At 49.9% G+C, this 18,164-nt stretch carries 16 protein-coding genes; 4 read left to right on the top strand and 12 right to left on the bottom strand.

The features are described 5' to 3' along the window. Positions 1-436 precede the first annotated feature (436 nt). The gene (locus tag H6F86_RS14235) at positions 437-1,987 is read left to right on the top strand and encodes a carotenoid oxygenase family protein (protein ID WP_190449272.1); all 1,551 of its coding nucleotides are present in this window, start codon (positions 437-439) and stop codon (positions 1,985-1,987) included. A gap of 90 nt (positions 1,988-2,077) precedes the next feature. Then, entirely contained in the window at positions 2,078-2,482 is a 405-nt protein-coding gene (locus H6F86_RS14230) for an NIL domain-containing protein (protein WP_190449271.1), read from the top strand. 32 nt (positions 2,483-2,514) lie between these two features. On the opposite strand, the gene H6F86_RS14225 is transcribed toward H6F86_RS14230, so the two are convergent. The 3 genes from H6F86_RS14225 to argB form a co-directional block, all read right to left on the bottom strand. Next, positions 2,515-3,540 carry an alpha/beta fold hydrolase gene (locus tag H6F86_RS14225; protein WP_190449270.1) on the bottom strand — a complete coding sequence of 342 codons (1,026 nt, stop codon included), beginning with the start codon at positions 3,538-3,540 and terminating at the stop codon, positions 2,515-2,517. 191 nt (positions 3,541-3,731) lie between these two features. Next, positions 3,732-4,763 carry an alpha/beta fold hydrolase gene (locus tag H6F86_RS14220; RefSeq protein WP_190449269.1) on the bottom strand — a complete coding sequence of 344 codons (1,032 nt, stop codon included), beginning with the start codon at positions 4,761-4,763 and terminating at the stop codon, positions 3,732-3,734. A gap of 145 nt (positions 4,764-4,908) precedes the next feature. Continuing rightward, positions 4,909-5,802: an acetylglutamate kinase gene (argB, locus tag H6F86_RS14215; RefSeq protein WP_190449268.1), complete on the bottom strand. Its 894-nt coding sequence runs from the start codon at positions 5,800-5,802 to the stop codon at positions 4,909-4,911. Positions 5,803-5,996: 194 nt separating this feature from the next. Here argB and H6F86_RS14210 point away from each other — a divergent pair, with 194 nt between their 5' ends. Then, positions 5,997-6,632 carry a thioredoxin family protein gene (locus H6F86_RS14210; RefSeq protein WP_190449267.1) on the top strand — a complete coding sequence of 212 codons (636 nt, stop codon included), beginning with the start codon at positions 5,997-5,999 and terminating at the stop codon, positions 6,630-6,632. An 18-nt stretch (positions 6,633-6,650) separates the two neighbouring features. Here H6F86_RS14210 and H6F86_RS14205 read toward each other — a convergent pair whose 3' ends face one another. Then, a complete protein-coding gene (locus H6F86_RS14205) occupies positions 6,651-7,031 on the bottom strand; it encodes a VOC family protein (protein ID WP_190449266.1) in 381 nt (126 codons plus the stop codon). 162 nt (positions 7,032-7,193) lie between these two features. After that, a complete protein-coding gene (murG, locus tag H6F86_RS14200; RefSeq protein WP_190449376.1) occupies positions 7,194-8,315 on the bottom strand; it encodes an undecaprenyldiphospho-muramoylpentapeptide beta-N-acetylglucosaminyltransferase in 1,122 nt (373 codons plus the stop codon). Positions 8,316-8,514: 199 nt separating this feature from the next. On the opposite strand from murG, the gene H6F86_RS14195 reads away from it, so the two are divergent. After that, positions 8,515-9,378: a nuclear transport factor 2 family protein gene (locus tag H6F86_RS14195; protein ID WP_199305282.1), complete on the top strand. Its 864-nt coding sequence runs from the start codon at positions 8,515-8,517 to the stop codon at positions 9,376-9,378. Positions 9,379-9,412: 34 nt separating this feature from the next. Here the strand turns inward: H6F86_RS14195 and rfbB are convergent, their stop codons facing one another. The 7 genes from rfbB to H6F86_RS14160 all read right to left on the bottom strand — a co-directional run bounded on the left by rfbB (position 9,413) and on the right by H6F86_RS14160 (position 17,949). Continuing rightward, positions 9,413-10,513: a dTDP-glucose 4,6-dehydratase gene (rfbB, locus tag H6F86_RS14190; RefSeq protein ID WP_190449265.1), complete on the bottom strand. Its 1,101-nt coding sequence runs from the start codon at positions 10,511-10,513 to the stop codon at positions 9,413-9,415. A 97-nt stretch (positions 10,514-10,610) separates the two neighbouring features. Further along, positions 10,611-12,050, bottom strand: a complete 1,440-nt coding sequence (locus tag H6F86_RS14185) for a glycosyltransferase family 4 protein (RefSeq protein WP_190449264.1) — start codon at positions 12,048-12,050, stop codon at positions 10,611-10,613. Between the two features lie 251 nt (positions 12,051-12,301). After that, positions 12,302-13,375 (bottom strand): glucose-1-phosphate thymidylyltransferase, encoded by a 1,074-nt coding sequence (locus H6F86_RS14180; protein WP_190449263.1) that lies wholly within the window; start codon positions 13,373-13,375, stop codon positions 12,302-12,304. Between the two features lie 28 nt (positions 13,376-13,403). Continuing rightward, positions 13,404-13,949 carry a dTDP-4-dehydrorhamnose 3,5-epimerase gene (gene rfbC, locus H6F86_RS14175; protein WP_190449262.1) on the bottom strand — a complete coding sequence of 182 codons (546 nt, stop codon included), beginning with the start codon at positions 13,947-13,949 and terminating at the stop codon, positions 13,404-13,406. Between the two features lie 554 nt (positions 13,950-14,503). Continuing rightward, positions 14,504-14,902: a hypothetical protein gene (locus tag H6F86_RS14170; protein ID WP_190449261.1), complete on the bottom strand. Its 399-nt coding sequence runs from the start codon at positions 14,900-14,902 to the stop codon at positions 14,504-14,506. 262 nt (positions 14,903-15,164) lie between these two features. Beyond that, positions 15,165-17,381: a phosphoketolase gene (locus tag H6F86_RS14165; RefSeq protein ID WP_190449260.1), complete on the bottom strand. Its 2,217-nt coding sequence runs from the start codon at positions 17,379-17,381 to the stop codon at positions 15,165-15,167. A 157-nt stretch (positions 17,382-17,538) separates the two neighbouring features. Further along, positions 17,539-17,949 carry a DUF202 domain-containing protein gene (locus tag H6F86_RS14160; protein WP_190449259.1) on the bottom strand — a complete coding sequence of 137 codons (411 nt, stop codon included), beginning with the start codon at positions 17,947-17,949 and terminating at the stop codon, positions 17,539-17,541. Positions 17,950-18,164 lie beyond the last annotated feature (215 nt).

Genomic DNA, 18,164 nt, shown 5'->3' with positions numbered 1-18,164 from the left:
TCAGTGGGTTGCTCGATCGCCGCCTCGGGAGCCTGCAAAGCCTTTGAGGCGAGGCATAAGTTTTTACTGAGAAGGGCACCAGAGTGCTGTCTCTTTGCCCTCTTTCGCAATATTTCGTTACCATTGATTTTTATCGGCTCTTGTCGGGTAAGCAGCAGTGCAAGTCTTTTGAAGTTCACAGCTTTGGAGTTTGAGTGAGACAACCGTTATAAGTTCTTGGGCATGAAAAATCATCTTGTGCAGCCTTCGGCTGTCGGTATTCCCGTGCTGCCGCGTTGTTGCATTAGAACCAAGGGAGACTACAGCCTTTGTCTTTCGTTGTGTCTAGTTACTCAGAGCAACTGTTATCACGCTCCTTGCTTGAACTATTTCATTTGCTTTTGCATGAGCGGTTTCCTGGCTTAAGTAAACCGTCACTAATACTACTCTTTTATCTATGCAAAGCTTCCAGCTTAATGAACGTGCTTCTACAGTGCCGACAGTGCTTTCCTACACTCGTGAGGATTGGCAGAAAGGCTACAACTCCCTGAAAGAAGAATTCGACTACTGGATTGAGGATATTGAGGGCGAAATCCCGCCAGAGCTTCATGGCACGTTGTTCCGTAATGGTCCTGGATTACTGGACATCAATGGTCAGATGATTCACCATCCCTTTGATGGAGACGGCATGATTTGCGCGATCACCTTTGATAGCGGTCGTGCTCATTTTCGCAATCGCTTCGTTCGATCGGAGGGATACCTTGCAGAGCAAGCCGCAGGACGCATTCTCTATAGAGGTGTCTTTGGCACCCAAAAACCCGGAGGTTGGTTGGCAAATGCCTTCGACTTCCGGCTGAAAAATATTGCTAATACCAACATTCTCTACTGGGGCGACAAACTGCTCGCACTGTGGGAAGCAGCCGAGCCGCATCGCCTTGACCCCACAACGCTGGAAACAATCGGACTCGATCGCCTGGACGGGGTGCTAAAGCCAGGTGATGCTTTTGCCGCCCATCCGTGGATTGACCCTGCGTGCAATCAGGATGATGGCGCTCCATGTCTCGTCAATTTTTCGATCAAGCCGGGTTTATCCTCAACTATCACGCTGTTTGAGTTTAATCCTGCGGGCAAGCTGTTGCGGAAACACGCCCATTCTGTTCCTGGCTTTGCTTTTATCCACGATTTTGTGATCACACCAGATTACGCCATCTTTTTTCAAAACCCCGTTAGTTTTAACCCACTGCCGTTTCTTTTTGGCAAAAGCGGTCCAGGTGAATGCATTACTTTTAATCCTGAAAAGCCAACGCGGATTGCTGTCATTCCAAGAGCGGTAGGATCAAAGAAGGATAAAAAGCCAGATTTAGCCTTTGAAACTCATGCTGGCTTTGTGTTCCATCACGCGAATGCGTTTCAGGACAGTGATGAAATTGTCATTGATTCCGTATGCTATGGGTCACTGCCAAGTGTAGAGGCAGGTGCAGATTTTCGCGAGACGGCGTTTGAGAAGCTGGCTCCAGGGCAGCTTTGGCGGTTTCGACTCAACCTTACAACGCAACAGGTGCAGCGTGAGTTGCTAGAAAGTCAGTGCTGTGAGTTTCCTTACGTACATCCGGCAAAAGCAGGACGATCACACCGCTATATTTACATGGGAGCAGCGGACGTGGCGGAAGGCAATGCACCGTTACAAGCGATCCTTAAAGTGGATGTTGAGTCAGGTGAACGTCAGCTTTGGAGTGCGGCACCGCAGGGGTATGTCAGCGAGCCTATTTTTGTGCCACGATCGTCGGCTGCGTTCAAAGATGGACTGCCTACTGACACTCTAGTCGGCGCTGAAGATGACGGTTGGCTGCTGACATTGGTTTACAATGCAGCTCACGAGCGATCGGAGGTCGTCATCCTCGATGCACGCAATCTGCACCAGGAGCCAGTGGCACGGTTGCGTCTGAAGCATCATGTTCCCTATGGTCTGCATGGTAGCTTTACACCTCATTGCTTCCTAAACGAATAGATTTGTGAATGCGTCATCCGGCAGTGGGTATTAGGATAGAAGCATTAGTGCTGCAATTTGTACCCTTACGCAGGCTTTTCCCCTAAACGTGTGAAAAAACGGGTGACGCTCACATTTCCTAAACGCTCAGTGCAAATGCCAGTCACCTATCGTCTGGCAAAAGACTTCAACGTGGCAGCCAATATTATTCGTGCCCAGGTCGCGCCAAATCAAGTTGGCACACTTGTCGTCGAGTTAGCAGGCGATATAGACCAATTGGATGCGGCAATGGACTGGATGCGATCGCAAGACATCAACGTTTCGTTCTCCAATCGCGAGATCATGATTGATGAAGACGCTTGCGTGCATTGTGGTCTTTGCACAGGTGTCTGTCCAACCGAGGCTCTAACGCTTGATCCACAGTCCTTTCGGCTGACTTTTACGCGATCGCGCTGCATTGTCTGTGAGCAGTGCATTCCTACCTGTCCAGTGCAAGCGATTTCCACGAATTTATAGGGACGTTGCACGTAACGTCCCGACCAATAAGGCTACGCATCAGTATCAAGGCTGGAAGGATTGCGCGACTGGACGATTGCCGCTTTGTCCATCATCGTTATCATGGCGGGCAAGTCAGGACTAACGCGCTTGCTAAGACCCAGTTCTGCCACAATGGCGGGAAAGGTTTTGCCTTGAGTGAGGCGAAAGCCAATTTCTTCGACTTCTGTCCAGGTGAGATCACCCCCGACATACGCTTTTACCATAAAGTTAAGAATGCCTTCCCAGCGGTTGCCTTCACCGATCGTCATCATGGTGTGTGGCACCTTATAGGAGCGATCGAAGCAGTGATACCAGCACTTAGGCTGTAACTTAAGTGCATCGGCAAAAAAGGCTTTGTGGTCGTTTGTATCGACTGAATCGTCAATTTCAGTAGAGAAAAGAAACATCGGAGCCGCAGGCGCTTTGCGTGCGCGTTTCAGCAGTTGAGTACCTAAATCGAGAAACAATCGCAGTGCTGGCACTTGAAAACTGGTGTAGCCGATCGCCAACTCAGGATTGCCACCCCAGCCATAGTAAGAATTGGAGAGCTTAATGAATAGTTTATCGGTGATACTATTGCCGCTTAGGTAGGGAGCAAAGAGTAAGGCGCGATCGATTAACGTTCGGTGTTCCAGCGCGACCCAAGCGCAAAGGGTGCCTCCCCCTGAGAGTCCACCGATGACAACCTGTTGCCCCAGTGCCTTTGCCTGCTGAATCCAGTGCAACGCAAAATCCTGATAGACCTTTGGATCGGTAGGAAGTGGGGTGGGACGATCGCGGTTCCAATTTCCTGCTTGCCCATGCCCTGGCATCAACGGAATCAGCACGTTGTAGCCCTGCTCAAACAACGCTTTACCCAGCGGCAAAAACTGATTTGGGTAGCCAGTAAACCCGTGAAAAAACAGGCAAACTTTTTGGGTTGGCGTACGGTGAAAGAGAAATTTTGAGCGACAAGACTCGTTGCGAACAGGCAGGGCATCCTCGCGAGCTTTCGCCTGAGCCGCGATCGTGGTGGTTAAGTCGGAATAGTTAGGCATGGATCAGGGGAAGCAGAGGATAAACGTTAGCAGAAGGTAAATTGCTGCCTTATCTTAGTTCATGCTCTGCCGCCTCATGCTCACCCGTCCAAGGTAAGGAATGGTTAGGACTGGATCAAAGCAGCTTTGAGTTTAAGCGTTCAGCCGTCAGCGTTCAGCTTTTAACCACTAACGGCTCACGGCTTCTCCTATCAAATTTCCTCGGATAGACTCGGATTTCGTGCCAGGACGATCGCTCGTTTATCTACCATTGTCATCATGGCAGGCATATCTGGTGAAGCCTTCGCCACCAAACCTAATTCCGCTACGACGCTAGGAAATGTTTTACCTTGCGTCATGCGATAGCCAATTTCCTGCACATCTGTCCAGGTTAGATTGCTTTCTACAAAAGCTTTTGCCATCACAGGCAGCAAACTTGCCCACCGATTGCCTTCCTGCACCGTCATCATCGTGTGCGGAACTGCCAACTCTCGGCTAAAGGTGTTGTACCAAGTAATGGGCTGATGCGATCGGGCATTCTCAAACAGCGTCTTGTGATCAAAGCTGCCTGTAGCAATATCGCTATCACTAGAAACGATAAACATGGGTGCCGCAGGTTGTTTTTCGGAACGCTTGAGAATGTCTTGCCCCAAATGCAGAAAAACCCGCAAAGCCGATACTGAGAAGCCGTTGTAACCGCTACCCTTAGATGGATTAATGTTGCTGACCGTCCATTCAAAGTAAGTGTCAATCTTCTTGACAAATAGATCGAGGACTCGGCTACTGCTGCTTAAATAGGCAGCGAACAGGATAGCGCGGTTGATGGCTTTCGGACGTTCCAGTGCTAACCAGGCAGTAAGCGTGCCCCCTGCCGATAGCCCGCACACAGTAACCGTTTCCCCTAATGCCTGTGCCTGCTCTAGCCAGTGCAGCGCAAACTGCTGATAAACCTTAGGATCAGTTGGTAGCGGTGGTGGGTTCTGGCGGCTCCAGTTGCCTGCCTGTCCGTGACCCGGAAGCAACGGCACTAGCACGTTATAGCCTGCCTTAAAAAAGATCTCTGCCATCGGTACAAACTGGTAAGGTCCGGCTGTAAACCCATGTAGAAAGAGACAAACGCGCTTAGTTGGTTTGGGCTGAAAGAAAAACCGAGAGCGACAGGACTCGTTTAGCAAAGGCAGTGCGTTTTCACGGGCTTTTGCCTGCTGCACGATCGCTGCCGTTGTTTCAGAATAGCTAGGCATAGGGGATTCCACTCAAGTAGATGCTGAAGAATGTGAAGCTGAAGACCGTAAACATAGCGACGTTAAACACAGCGACGTTGATAGTCCCTGATCACCGTACGTTTGATCCTTCTACTTTACTGTTCCCTTTTTTGACCCTTCCTCTCTAGCCCATAAACTCTGATGCCACGATCATCGAGCCAATGCCAGCATCAGTAAAGATTTCCAATAGCAGTGCGTGGGGGATGCGTCCGTCGATGATGTGAGCAGCACGGACACCTTGAGCGAGCGATCGCACACAGCAATTTACTTTTGGTATCATGCCCCCTGAGACGATCCCCTCCTCAATGAGCTTCCGGGCTTCCTGAATATCTATTTTCGGAATCAGCGTTGCCATATCTTTGTAGTCGCGCAGAATGCCTGCGGTATCGGTCAGCAGGATCATTTTTTCGGCACCCAAAGCAGCGGCGATCTCACCCGCTACCGTGTCAGCATTAATGTTGTAAGTTTGTCCCGTCTCGTCTGCCGCCACGCTGGAAACAACCGGAATATGTCCCGCATTCACCAGCGTCTCTAGAATTCGGATATCAACACTGGTTACTTCACCGACAAAACCGACGTCTACAGCATCTACAGGACGGGCTTTAATCAAGTTGGCATCCATCCCGCAAAGCCCGACTGCCGAACCACCTGCTTGGTTAATCAAAGCAACTAGCTCTTTGTTTACTCGACCAACTAAAACCATCTCCACGACATCCATTGTGGCGGCATCTGTCACCCGCAGCCCATTTTTAAACTGTGGCTCAATGCCTAACTTGTCTAACCAAGTGTTGATTTCTGGTCCGCCACCATGCACGACGATCGGGCGTAGACCCACACACGCCATGAAGACAACATCGCGAATCACTTTGTCTTTCAGGTTGCTGTCCTTCATCGCAGCACCGCCATATTTGACCACAACCGTCCTACCAGCAAACTGCTGAATGTAAGGCAGCGCTTCGCTTAAAACACGGACTCTCGTTGCTTCCGCTTTGCGGATATATTCACTCTCGTTAGACATAGCAGCAGCATCAAAACAGACCATATGCAGTGTAGAGGAGCTTACCGCGTTCAGCTACGTCAATTGCGACAATCTGGAAAATCAAATCTGGAAAATCAGGTAATGCTCAGAGGTCAGCAACAACCGTTCTAAAGTGCTAACCACGATCGCTACAATTGAGATACTTAACGTTCGTACCGTCAGCCTGTATCCCTATGACTGCTAACTCACCCGACTCAAAAAAGTCACTATCAGATGCGGCTCAGACTCCAATCGCTGAAGCTGGCAGCGCGCAAACCATTATCGGCAAGCGAGTCCGAAACTTTATTATTGTGCTGGTGGCGATCGTCCTTACTGCATCTGTGTTCTTAGGGTTGAAGACCGAAACGGGGACAGGGCTCCTGTCTACGATGGCGGAGGAGTCGGTGCCGTTGGAAATTGCACTTAGTAACGGTAAGCCAACGCTAATGGAGTTTTATGCCAATTGGTGTACGAGTTGTCAGGCAATGGCACCTGACATGGCAGCGTTAGAGCAGGAGTACGGCGATCGGGTCAATTTTGTCATGCTAAACGTGGACAATAGCAAATGGCTCCCCGAAGTGCTGTCCTATCGGGTGGATGGCATTCCACACTTTGTCTTTTTGGGGCAGGATGGTAACGCGATTGCCCAATCGATCGGCGAGCAGCCCCGCTCAATTATGGAAGCAAACCTTGTTGCGCTTGCTGGTGGCGACTTGTTACCCTACGCGAAGACCAGCGGACAAACGTCTGCCTTCTCTGCCCCTGTCACTACCAAAGCGAAGGCTGATAGTGATCCCCGCAGTCATAGCAGTCAGGTTGTCGCACCGTAACTGTGGTTTGCTTGAGGATCAAGCGGGTGGTTTGGGTGCGTGTAAGCCGACGCAGTTGCCTTCGGTATCCAGGATGATGCCGATGAAACCAGGATCACCAATCGCCGTTTTTGGCATTAGCATTTTGCCACCGTTTGGCTCTACTCGCTCTAGCGATTGTTCTAGCTGATCAACTGTTTCTACATTTAGATAAACGAGAGAACCTGTTGCTGCTGGCGTTAGGCGTTCACTCTTCACGATCGCGCCTCCTACACCTGTATCGCTTCCTGCAAAAAAGGCTTGTGGTTCGCCCATAAACTCGCTTTTCTGAATGTCTTGACCCAGAACAGTGCTGTAAAAGTGGACTGCCCGATCAAAGTCAGCAGCAGGAATTTCAAACCAGTTGATTGCGTTCTGCACAGTGTGCTCCTTGCAAAGCATTAGAACGCTATTCATTGTCTGCTATGAGCAGCGTTTTGTCGGTAACACACAATACAAGCGTACTACTTTGCATTCAGGCGACCATTGACTGTCATTCAGGTGCAAACCACCTTAGGGCTAGACTGCGAAGCAATAGAACTCTTACCTTTTCACAGATCGTCCAGGTGCGAGCCAATGACGCACGAGTTGAGCTAGTTGTTCAGCGCTGTCTGGCACTGCTAAACTGCCTGCCTGCTGCGCCATTGTTTGCAGTGTTAAGGAAGGATGGGTATGAGTGTGCCCCCTACTCAGCAGGCTTAATACTTCAGCATTCAGTACGTCCGGCGTTAGATCAGCCTGCTGAAACAGCTTAGCAGCTCCAACTTTCGTAAATACGGCTGCATTGTAGGTCTGGTGGTCTTCAGCCGCGTGGGGATAGGGAATGAGCAGCGAAGGCGTGTGGGTAATGGCAAGTTCTGTTAGCGTACCTGCACCCGATCGACTAATTGCCAGATCCGCTCGTTGCAGCAAACCCGCCATGTTGTTGTAGAACGGTAGCGCCAAGTACTGGGGATGCTGGAGGCTCTTTGCGTCTGGATCATTCTCGCCTGTAAGATGCACAACCCAGCAACCAGCATCAAACCAGGCAGAGGCGCACTGCCGCACCAATCGATTTACGCCTACAGCGCCCTGGCTGCCGCCAATCACAACAATCAGTGGTGCGTCATTGGGAATGGGGAGATCGAATACGTGTGAGGTTCCAACCTGAAACTGCGATCGCACGGGTGTCCCAGTGTGAATTGCCTTTGTGCGGGGAAGGTAGGTTGCTGCCTCCTCAAAGCCAACAGCCACTGCACTACACCACGGACCCAGAAAACGAGTCACTTTACCCGGCAGTGCATTCGATTCATGCAAGATGACTGGTAAACCGAGCGATCGCGCCGCAAGGACAGCAGGTGCAGCAATGTAACCACCCGTCGTAAACACGCCCTGAAAGCGACCTCTTTGCAGTAAGCGTCGTGCTTGCCAGATAGACGCGATCAGCTTGAAGCCAACGCGAAGGCTATCCAAACCACGTTTTTGAAAGCCTTCAGCCGCCACAGTATGCACCGGATAGCGACCAGCAATCAACTGGCTTTCCAAGCGATCGGGCACACCTAGCCACTCAATCTGGTAATCTGACAGGCACTCTGCCACGGCGATCGCTGGAAAGACGTGTCCACCAGTACCGCTGGCGGCAACCAGCAAGCGCGTTGAGGGCGTTACCGCAGTTACACCACTGATAGCTGCTGGCAGAGTAGAATCGGGAGAATTGTTCACGTTACTTTAAAGAGCTGCTTCAAAGCTTCAAAATATGGCATTAACGTTTTGGGGATCTATCAAGCAATGCTGCTCCAGTTAAACCGCCTTTACTCACCTTAAGATGTTAAGTTGCAGATTGTACGCCAAATTGTTAGCCGTCACTCACCCAATCCTGATCCTTATGCCTAAGCCTTTGCACTCCTTCACCACTGTGACTCAACCCATTTTACGATCCATCCAGGCACCACAAAAGCACTGGCAGGCTTTTTTAATGGCTGTAGGTGTGGCAATCACGTTGGGGGGCACATCGTACGCTAGCCCCGTGAGTGCAGAACCCCCAGAAACGGCTCCCGCAGCGCTCAAGGAGACTTTGACAGCGATCGATAAAGCTGCTAGTAGCCACAATATCCAAAGCGTACTCGCGTTTTATGGGCCAACGTTTACGCACTCTGATGGCTTGACACGTCAAACGTTGGAGCAGGCGTTGACTCAGCTTTGGAAGCGCTACCCAAATTTGACCTACCGCACTGAACTGAAGTCCTGGAAATCTCAAGGCAAAGGCATTACAGCAGAAACGGTAACGTATGTCACTGGCGCGCAGAAAGTGGGCGAGCGCGAATTGAAAATCGACTCTACGTTACAGGCGCAACAGCAGTTTGAAAATCAAAAAATCGTACGGCAAGATGTTCTTGCTGAACGGAGCCAGATTACCTCTGGCACCAACCCACCGACCGTCAAACTAAATTTACCCGCACAGGTCAATGCGGGTCAGCAGTTTAGCTTTGACGCCGTTGTGCAAGAACCATTGGGCAATGACCTGCTACTTGGCACAGCGCTAGAAGAACCCGTGAAAGCAGATGGCTTGATCAACCCCACCCCAGCCGATCTAGAACTGCTCTCCGCTGGCGGCATCTTTAAAGTCGGGCGCGCTCCACTCACAGCTAATAGCCACTGGATTTCAGCCGTGCTAGTCCGCCAGAACGGCATGACGATGGTGACTCAGCGGCTACGCATTGTAAACCGCGCCAAGAAGCCAACCTCGTAAGCGATCGCGTTGGGCGATTGACAACGATCGCCCCCTATGCGTTTGTGTAAACTTGCGCGTAGTATGCCTGATACTCGTCTGAGAGCAGCGGTTGCCACCACTCACAGTTAGTCAAAAACCATGAAACGGTATGACGCAAGCCGCTCTCGATCGTCTGTGCTGGTTGCCAACCCAATTCGCTTGTGATCTTGGTTGCATTAATGGCATAGCGGCGATCATGTCCAGCGCGATCCTTCACAAACGTAATGAGTTTGTTAGAGGGGCGAACAGGCAGTTCTGGTGCCAGCTCGTCCATCAGTGCACACAGCATATGGACGAGATCAATATTTTTAACCTCGTTATTGCCGCCAATATTATATGTCTCGCCCGGTGTGCCGCGATGAATCACTGCATCTAAGGCGCTGCAATGATCGCCTACATACAGCCAATCGCGAATGTTTTGCCCATCGCCATAGACAGGTAGCGGCTTGCCCATCAGAATATTGATACACATCAGCGGGATCAACTTTTCAGGAAAGTGATACGGACCGTAGTTGTTGGAGCAATTGGTAATCAGCGTCGGCAGCCCATAGGTGTGATAGTAGGCACGCACTAAATGGTCACTACCTGCTTTTGATGCAGAGTAAGGGCTGTTGGGCGCATAGGGTGTCGTTTCAGAAAATGCTGGATCATCGGCACCCAAGCTGCCATAGACTTCATCTGTAGAAACGTGGTGAAACCGAAAATGGGTCGGTTGATTGCAAGCGTTCCAGTATTGCCGAAAGGCTTCGACCAGCGTAAAAGTACCGTTCACGTTGGTTCGCACAAAAGCATCAGGACCTAGAATTGAGCGATCAACATGAGACTCAGCCGCAAAATGTGCCACTGTGTCAATTGCCTCTTCTTCCAGCAGCGCTGATACGACTGCACGATCGCAAATGTCACCTTGCACAAACCGCAGATTTGCTTTTTCCTCTAGTGGTGCAAGCGTCTGGCGGTTTCCTGCATAGGTTAGCGCATCTAGCACTACTACGCGATCGCCTGGATAGGTTTCGCACCAATAATAAACAAAATTTGCGCCAATAAAGCCAGCCCCCCCTGTGACGAGAAGCGTCCGTGGTCTGGTTCGTGTTTGTCCGTGATCTACAAGTGTCATAAGTTCTGAGTCTTTGTGTCAAGTTCAAGCCAGATTAGGAAAGAAATGTTCGTTCGGTATTATAAAAAACTGTCACTTTGCCATTAAGGTTTAAAAATTATGGTGAATGAACCGCTTGACCAGCAGTTTTTTGGCTCATCACTGGCTGTTTTAGTAATGGCATGGGCATTACCTCCCGATAAAGTTTGAGGATAGTATCCACTTTTACTTCCCAATCAAAATGGCTTAATACACGCTGGCGACCTGCTTCACCCATCGATCGCCGTAGGGACGGAGATGATGCTAAACGGAGCATAGCGGCGGCTAAACCGTCAATAAATGATGCACGTGATTGAGGCTCAACTAAAATGCCACACGATTCATCAAGATAGTCAGTTGGTCCACCCCACTTGGTAGCAATGACCGGAAGACCAATTGACATTGACTCTAGAACGGCGGCTCCACCGCACTCCAATAAGCTTGGCAGTACCATCACATCCGACTGGCACAGCCGTTGAGCACAGTCAGCTTGAGATAGCCAGCCCAGAAAATGCACAGCGCTGTCAGGATGCATGTTTACACCGTGTTCTACTGCCTGAAGCTCGTTTCCCACTTGTCTTTGATCCATTGCTTGAGGCTCATCCAACGACCGTAATCCTAATGCCACTGCCTGCTGCTTCAAGGCAAGACCTTCGGGTCCATCGCCAATAATTTCTAGTACAACAGGCATCTGTTTAGCGACACGCTCAAAGGCAAGCAGCAGTAAATCAACTGCCTTCCAATCCAGCAACCGCCCGACAAACACGAACTTAGTCGCCTGCGTTACGGCTAGAGCTGTGGTCATATCTATGGGCTGCACCGCTTCCGCAGTAACGCTTTCAGGCTTTTGCTGCCACACCGATAAATCAACGCCATTCTCACACAATTCAACGATATTGCTACATACACCCTTCGGCAACGCGGCGCGTGTGCGGGCATTGGCAACTAATAGCATTGCGGCTTGGCGCTTGCCTGGAATCAGCCAATTTAGCCACTTAGAAAGGAGCCTACCTGCTGCCAATGACACATGAACAAAGCGGCTTTGCATCTTTTGAAAGGCAGGCGGATAGTTCATCCCACCGTTCATGGGACCAATAATCACCGGCGCGTCCACAGCAAAAATTAGAGACGGTTCTTTGGGTGAGACCGGTATCGGCTGATGCACAACCGTAATTTGATGGCGCTGCACCAGCTGCTTTGCAAGACGGCGTTGAGCAGCCTGAGTCATCAAGCGCACCACAAACCCAAGCGTAAAGTAAGCCAACCGATGCGGCAAGAATTGACAGAGCCAATCCAAAAATCGATGCAAAGATGTATCAGTGATGAAGTGAATGCGATCGAAATCGGCTCCCAGTAATTGCTTTAGTTCATCACGAGTGCGATCATGCACAACCATCCAAACTTCGATCTGACGTTGACGCAAGATACGAAAGTAGTGAAAAGGCAGCGTTGCCTCACCACCGAAATTTGCTGAGGCGTGTTCTGCCACAATTAGGACGCGGGGTTCATTGCTGGTCATATCAAACGCTTCAACGCTGGTTGGACACTCATAGACTTGCAAAGAACCAAGGCACTGCTGATGCTTGTTGAGAACTTCTTCTCATTGTTTCTTGCTTATTGATCGCTGAGAAAATTTTATATTATTGACATTTTTGCTTGAATCTTTTATTCAGCTTCCCCTGCATCCATTTATAGGAGAATGAAGCTTACCCACCAGCTATTCTCTAAGTGGCTCGGAAGGTTCCAGGCCCATCTTAGACGAAGCAACCGCTAGGCAAGCTCAATTTGACTATCATCCCCAATCATGAACCGAAGCGCTTTAGGTCGCTGGGGAGCCGTTTTAAGGTGAGCTCGCTGCCCAATTACGCTGTCTACGATGCGCTGATGAATGCCAATAACCTGTGCGCCTTTGAGAATAACGCTGTGCTCTAGGTCTACATCAACCAGCGTGACTTGGTCAGCAATACTACTGTAGGGACCAATAAAACAATTTTCCAAGTGACAATCATTGCCGATGACTACTGGACCGCGCACAGTGCAGTTAATGAGCTTGGAACCCGTACCGATTTGTACCCGTCCAAAGGTTTGGCTCTTAGCATCCAGTTCACCACTGATTTCTGTTTTAAGGCAGGTATCCAGAATGATTTGATTTGCTTCGAGCAAGTCATCTTTTTTGCCAGTATCAAGCCACCAGCCTTCAATTTGGCGGGCTTCGACGTGTTTTTGCTGGTTGATCAGATCTTGAATCGCATCAGTAATTTCAAGTTCACCTCTAGCTGATGGCTGGATGCGATCGATCGACGCATGAATCGTATTTGCGAAGAAATAAATACCAACCAACGCTAGATTTGACGCTGGTACTTTGGGCTTTTCTACTAACTGAACAACCCGTCCTTGATCATCGACCTGTGCAACACCAAAAGCACTGGGATTGGCTACAGGACGCAGCAGAATGAGGGAGTCCATCTGTTCTGTCTTAAAGTGATTCAAGAATTCACCGAGTTCGTTCTGAATCAAGTTATCGCCCAAATACATCACGAAGGGTGAGTCGCCAAGAAAGGGGCGTGCAATCTTCACGGCGTGAGCCAAACCCGCAGGTGACTCTTGCAAAATATAAGTGATGTTGGCACCAAAGTGATCGCCATCGCCCGTTTTTGCTTTAACTTCTGCGCCTGTTTCTGGGCTGATAATAATGCCAATGTCTGTAATACCCGTTGCCGCAATAGCCTCAATGCCGTACCAAAGAATCGGTTTGTTAGCGACTGGCACCAGTTGTTTGGCACCAGTGTATGTCAGCGGTCGTAGTCGCGTGCCTTTGCCACCACTGAGAATGATTGCTTTCATAAAACGAGTCTCTTCGAGAAGGGTTGTGTCACGGGTAAACTTCAGCTAACTTGAGTGGCTTCCCAGCGTGATCTTTCGCTGATAGAAGCGGCTCTGCCTTTAAAGCCCAGTCGATCGCCAAATCGGGATCGTTCCAGAGAAGGCACCGCTCAAACTGCGGCGCATAGTAATCGGTTGCTTTGTATAGAACTTCAGCAACTTCTGAGATGACTGCAAAACCATGAGCAAACCCAGCAGGTACCCAAAGCATTCGCTTGTTGTCTGCAGTGAGGTAGCAACTTACCCATTGCCCAAAGGTGGGAGATTGCCGACGAATATCAACGGCTACGTCCAATATGGTGCCTGTGATCGCTCGCACTAGTTTGCCTTGGGGCTGCTGAATTTGATAATGCAGTCCACGCAAGACGTTTTGGCAGGAGCGGGAGTGATTATCCTGGACGAACTGAGCAGCTACTCCCGTCTTGTCTGTAAAAACCTGTTCGTTGAAGCTTTCAAAAAAGAAGCCGCGATCGTCTTCAAAAACGCGAGGTTCAAAAATCAAGACATCAGGAATTTCAGTAGGCAAGACGTTCATCGGAATTTCCTCACAACACTTCCTTTTAATCTAAAGGCTCAGAGTAACCCACGAGAAGTCTAAACCAATTTTCACCGCAAGTTTTGCCAACTGTAAGCGTTATAACGCGTTGCTTAATGAAGGCTCAAGCGCTTGAGGCAATCTTCATTAAACGCCATTGCAATGGTAAAGATTAACGAGGGCAGATGCCAAGCTAGCAGACAAGCGCTAAGTAGATGTGAAGCATAGCTGTTCTCTCAGTGGTATAGCAAAAGGCTAAAGGATTAAGTAGAACCTTTACTAGAAGCAGAACTGGAAACCCTAATCTGTCCTAACTCTCTCTTCAACTGCTATGGCAAGCCTTAACTATTTAGACATTTAGAGCAGTAGAGCGATCGTCACCGGGATAACCGCTATTAATAAATTTTAAATAAAGTTATTGCTGTAGAACGAGTAGCTTAGCAAGGTAGAGGCTAGGTAGCCAATCGAAAGCGTAGTAAAGCTAACCGAAACAACATGAGTTCACGACGTTGGGCTTCACTACGCTTGCCTGAGTTAATCAGAGGGTATGGGTGTTAGATGCTGCAAACAGGCTTGTCGTTTGCATTGAGCTTGATTGTGCCTTCGGTGCCACCAACGACGAAAGGATACTGTTCTTCTCCAACCGTTCTAACGAAGGTTGGTTTTTGCAGGGAACATTCTCTGATCGCTGCACCCCAAGCGGCATAATCACTGCCTAGTTTGTCAGTAATGGGAGTGTTGGTAGAAATTTCTGCATTTTTCACGATCGACAGTTCAATTGGCAATGTGAAGTAGATAGGCGCTACAGGTGGAGTCGGTAGATCGACCGAGCGACCACCCACAATGGTTTCTTCATCAGGCGAAGTCGTTACCGCTAGTGGGGCTGCTGATGCTGCGACAGCATGACCGACTGAAAGTGTAACAATGGCTGCGACAGCAAGCTTTTTCAACATAGCAAGATTCTCCTCAGTGATTTTTTAGTGATGGGTTTATCTCAGGCGATCGACGCACAAATCGTACGCTGATCGTCTGACAAAACTAACGGACTTCTCAACTATAGTTCCCAACTAGAGCTTAAGTGATCCATCAATCCGCTAGTCAAGCCTCATGAACGTTAACACAACTTGTGTACTTTTAAATACCACAATTTCTTAAAAGCAAATTTTGCTTCCGCGTTAGAGGTGGTAGGCTGAGCAGCTACTGCTGAAATACTCTTTATAGGGACAAGGCGATCGCCCGGTTTGCCAGAGCCTCGGCTGTAATGCCATTAACTGCCATCAAAGCAGTGGGGCTAGCCGTTGTTTCACCGCGCTTCCAGGCAAAGGTATCGCGCTTCGCCAAACTTCTTAGCATGATTGGTTCTAGCATGCCGCTGGCACCACCTGTCACACCAATTAGGACATCGCCGCCAAATAGCGACTCAAACTCAGCATCATTAAGAAAGGCACTATCAGGTTCGGAACACAGATCCCAGCCCACATCGGATGCGCGGTAAAGGCGACGGGGATTAATCACTGAAACGATGCGGACACCTATGCCCTCTGCGGTTAACTGGGTAGCTGCTTCAAAAACGGGGATCAGGGGCATATCGCCGATGACAGCAAACACAACGGTTGTACTGCCGCTAGTTTCGTGCAGGGTGATGGCACCATTAGCGATCGCCTGCTGCGTCTGGTCAAACGTCGTCCGAATGGGTAAGGGTGACTTACTAGCTGTAATCACTACCCCTTTATTTTTTTGAGTCAGCGCCCAGTCGTAGCAGACCTGAATGCTGTTGGCATCGGGCGGAAAGAGCGGGAAAACGTTGCCGTTGCGCATCATGGCAGCAAAATAGGCTTCAATTTCGGGGCGTTGATGCGTCCAACCGTTACGTCCTTGCTCTAGAGCCCCTGCTGTAAAGAGCGTTACGGTAGCAGGCGTAGGACGACGAAGTTCTGCCATTGCCTGCGTCACCGTTTGCCAGATGGGTAGACCGTTGATCGCGAACGATTCATAGGAACACCAGAGCGATCGCGATCCCATTAACGCTAATCCCGCTGCCAGCCCTGCACAAGCATCTTCGCTCAACGGTTCATAGACCTGTCCACCTGGAGCCTGATAGTACAGTGGATCTTCAGTTGGATGAATGATTTTGAGCGCCTGGTTAATATTGGCAATACCCGATGCCTCGTTACCATCAGCATTAGTTACTACATAGGCAGCATCGGCTTGCCCAACTGCTGCAACTAGCTTACCCATTGCAGTGGTGGAAACCTTTGGCTCGCCACCAACCGTAAATTCTTCTAGGGGCAGTTGACCAAGCGAGGGGAGCGATCGCTCAAATTCTGTTACCACCGTTTTGCTAGCAGGACCGCCACCTGCCCGCTCGCAGTTGGCGCGCACGAGTGCCCAGGCATTAGGCGAAAGCGCACGAGCTTTCAATGCCGCTACAATGTCAGGATTTTCTAACGTGTGCTGGGCATAAAGGTTGTGAGATTTTGCGCCACGTGCATGCACACCTGCACCTTTAAGCTGCTTAATAATCAGGACGGTTAGCTTACCACCAAGGGCAGAGCGAGCCGCTTCATCCGTTTTTGCTAGCACCGCTTTGCCGAATGCGAGGCGCTGCTCAGGGGCGAAGATAGTGCTATCAACGTATGCTCCAGGCTGGTTTTGGTCATCAAAGTCTTTGGCATCAATAAGTACCACTTGCTCAAAGCCGTTGCCGCGCCAGTATGACTCCATCTGCTCATTCGTTTTTAGTGACACCATGCTGTGGTGTTCCTGGGAGTAGCCGTTCCAGACCAGCACGGGTAGAAAGTTTGTTGCAGTGGGGTAAGCTGTGTGGAAATGAGCCATCGCGCTCACAATGTAGGGTTCGCCCAGGCCGCCATCACCGACTGTGAAAGGAAAGAGCTTGTCAGGGTGCAAGAGTGCTGCTGCCATCGCAAAGTGTTGCCCTTGCCCTAAAGGTCCGGCAGGTGCAAGAATGCCAGGGATAAAGCCAGAGAGATGACCTAGCAAGCCGTGCTGCTCGCGGAAACGATCGCGCAACTGCTGCACGGTGTTGATGCCCATGTCTTCCAGCGATCGATCCAGGAACATAGCGCTGTAGAAGCCAGGTGCATGATGCCCGACCTCGGTAATAATATTTTTGTAGCCCAACATGACTAGTGCGGCATACGCTTCTGCCTGACTGGCAAAGCCGCCGGGGTGCCCAGAAGCCTTACTGGCTGTCACCTGTAAGATTAGATAGCGCAAGGCATCTGCATACAAAAGCGTTTGATACGCAGCAGCAGGATCAGTAAGATCGGCGATCGCGGTTTGACCTTCTCCAATCGCTGGCACAGCACCATAGACATCAAAACCTGGCACTGCATCGCTGTAATACTGAATGCCATCACAGAAGGCGGGCGTGCTAACGGACTGGGGATTAGGACTAACTGCGGTCATGCTTCAGATACCTACTGCAACTAAAAATCTGGTGGCGATTGCCCCTAATCATAGTACACAGCCCATTACACAAAAAGAGCAGAGGGTTTTTGATGGTAGCGATTGTGGCGGTCTATAGCTGATAGGGTGACAGTATCAAGGATAATGATCGTTACAGTTAGGGCTTTTTGGGCATTGAAGGGGATGGAGGTGGCTCCTGTTGCAACAGTAGAGGAATGCTCAACGCTCCTAACACGATCGTGATGCCAGTAATGCCCCAAATGATTAGTCGATTCGGTCGGTAATCTCCTCGCTCAATCTGCCACAGCACCTGGTTGTAGCGCCAAGCAGCTAAAGCAATAAGCACAATGCCAAAGATGACCAAACTGATACCCAGGTTCTCTGAATTAAAAACAGGGTTGCTAGGCACCTCTTGGTCAGTAATAGCTACTCTTAGCTGACGTAAAAATAAGCCAAAGCGAGCAATGGCAAGTCCGAACCCGATTAAGGTAATAGAGGTACGAAGCCAAGCCAAGAACGTACGTTCATTTGCCTGATGCTCTCGTTGTCGATCGGGTAGTCTGGTCATGAAGCAAGATGCTAACGGTTAGTAGCCCACGATCGATCTGCTACAGGCTTCAGCATTACTAGGTCGATTGCACCGGCAGTTTAGCCGCAGTTCGCTCTTGTCATACCAATTTAAACGGCGTTCAAGGCAGATAGGGCATCCAAGATGAAGGGGTAACCTGTGACGGAAGCAACGCTTGCTGGTGTTAACTCAGCGAGGAGTTGATCAACTTTGGT

It is taken from the genome of Phormidium sp. FACHB-592 (assembly GCF_014695795.1).
Classification (GTDB): domain Bacteria; phylum Cyanobacteriota; class Cyanobacteriia; order Leptolyngbyales; family Leptolyngbyaceae; genus Stenomitos.
Note: the sequence above shows the minus strand (reverse complement) of the source record. Positions and strands in the feature narration are given on the sequence as shown.

Coding starts and splice junctions, on each gene's coding strand:
- H6F86_RS14235 (WP_190449272.1), top strand. CDS start 437: ATGCAAAGCTTCCAGCTTAATGAACGTGCTTCTACAGTGCCGACAGTG.
- H6F86_RS14225 (WP_190449270.1), bottom strand. CDS start 3,540: ATGCCTAACTATTCCGACTTAACCACCACGATCGCGGCTCAGGCGAAA.
- H6F86_RS14220 (WP_190449269.1), bottom strand. CDS start 4,763: ATGCCTAGCTATTCTGAAACAACGGCAGCGATCGTGCAGCAGGCAAAA.
- argB (WP_190449268.1), bottom strand. CDS start 5,802: ATGTCTAACGAGAGTGAATATATCCGCAAAGCGGAAGCAACGAGAGTC.
- H6F86_RS14210 (WP_190449267.1), top strand. CDS start 5,997: ATGACTGCTAACTCACCCGACTCAAAAAAGTCACTATCAGATGCGGCT.
- H6F86_RS14195 (WP_199305282.1), top strand. CDS start 8,515: ATGCCTAAGCCTTTGCACTCCTTCACCACTGTGACTCAACCCATTTTA.
- rfbB (WP_190449265.1), bottom strand. CDS start 10,513: ATGACACTTGTAGATCACGGACAAACACGAACCAGACCACGGACGCTT.
- H6F86_RS14185 (WP_190449264.1), bottom strand. CDS start 12,050: ATGACCAGCAATGAACCCCGCGTCCTAATTGTGGCAGAACACGCCTCA.
- H6F86_RS14180 (WP_190449263.1), bottom strand. CDS start 13,375: ATGAAAGCAATCATTCTCAGTGGTGGCAAAGGCACGCGACTACGACCG.
- rfbC (WP_190449262.1), bottom strand. CDS start 13,949: ATGAACGTCTTGCCTACTGAAATTCCTGATGTCTTGATTTTTGAACCT.
- H6F86_RS14170 (WP_190449261.1), bottom strand. CDS start 14,902: ATGTTGAAAAAGCTTGCTGTCGCAGCCATTGTTACACTTTCAGTCGGT.
- H6F86_RS14165 (WP_190449260.1), bottom strand. CDS start 17,381: ATGACCGCAGTTAGTCCTAATCCCCAGTCCGTTAGCACGCCCGCCTTC.
- H6F86_RS14160 (WP_190449259.1), bottom strand. CDS start 17,949: ATGACCAGACTACCCGATCGACAACGAGAGCATCAGGCAAATGAACGT.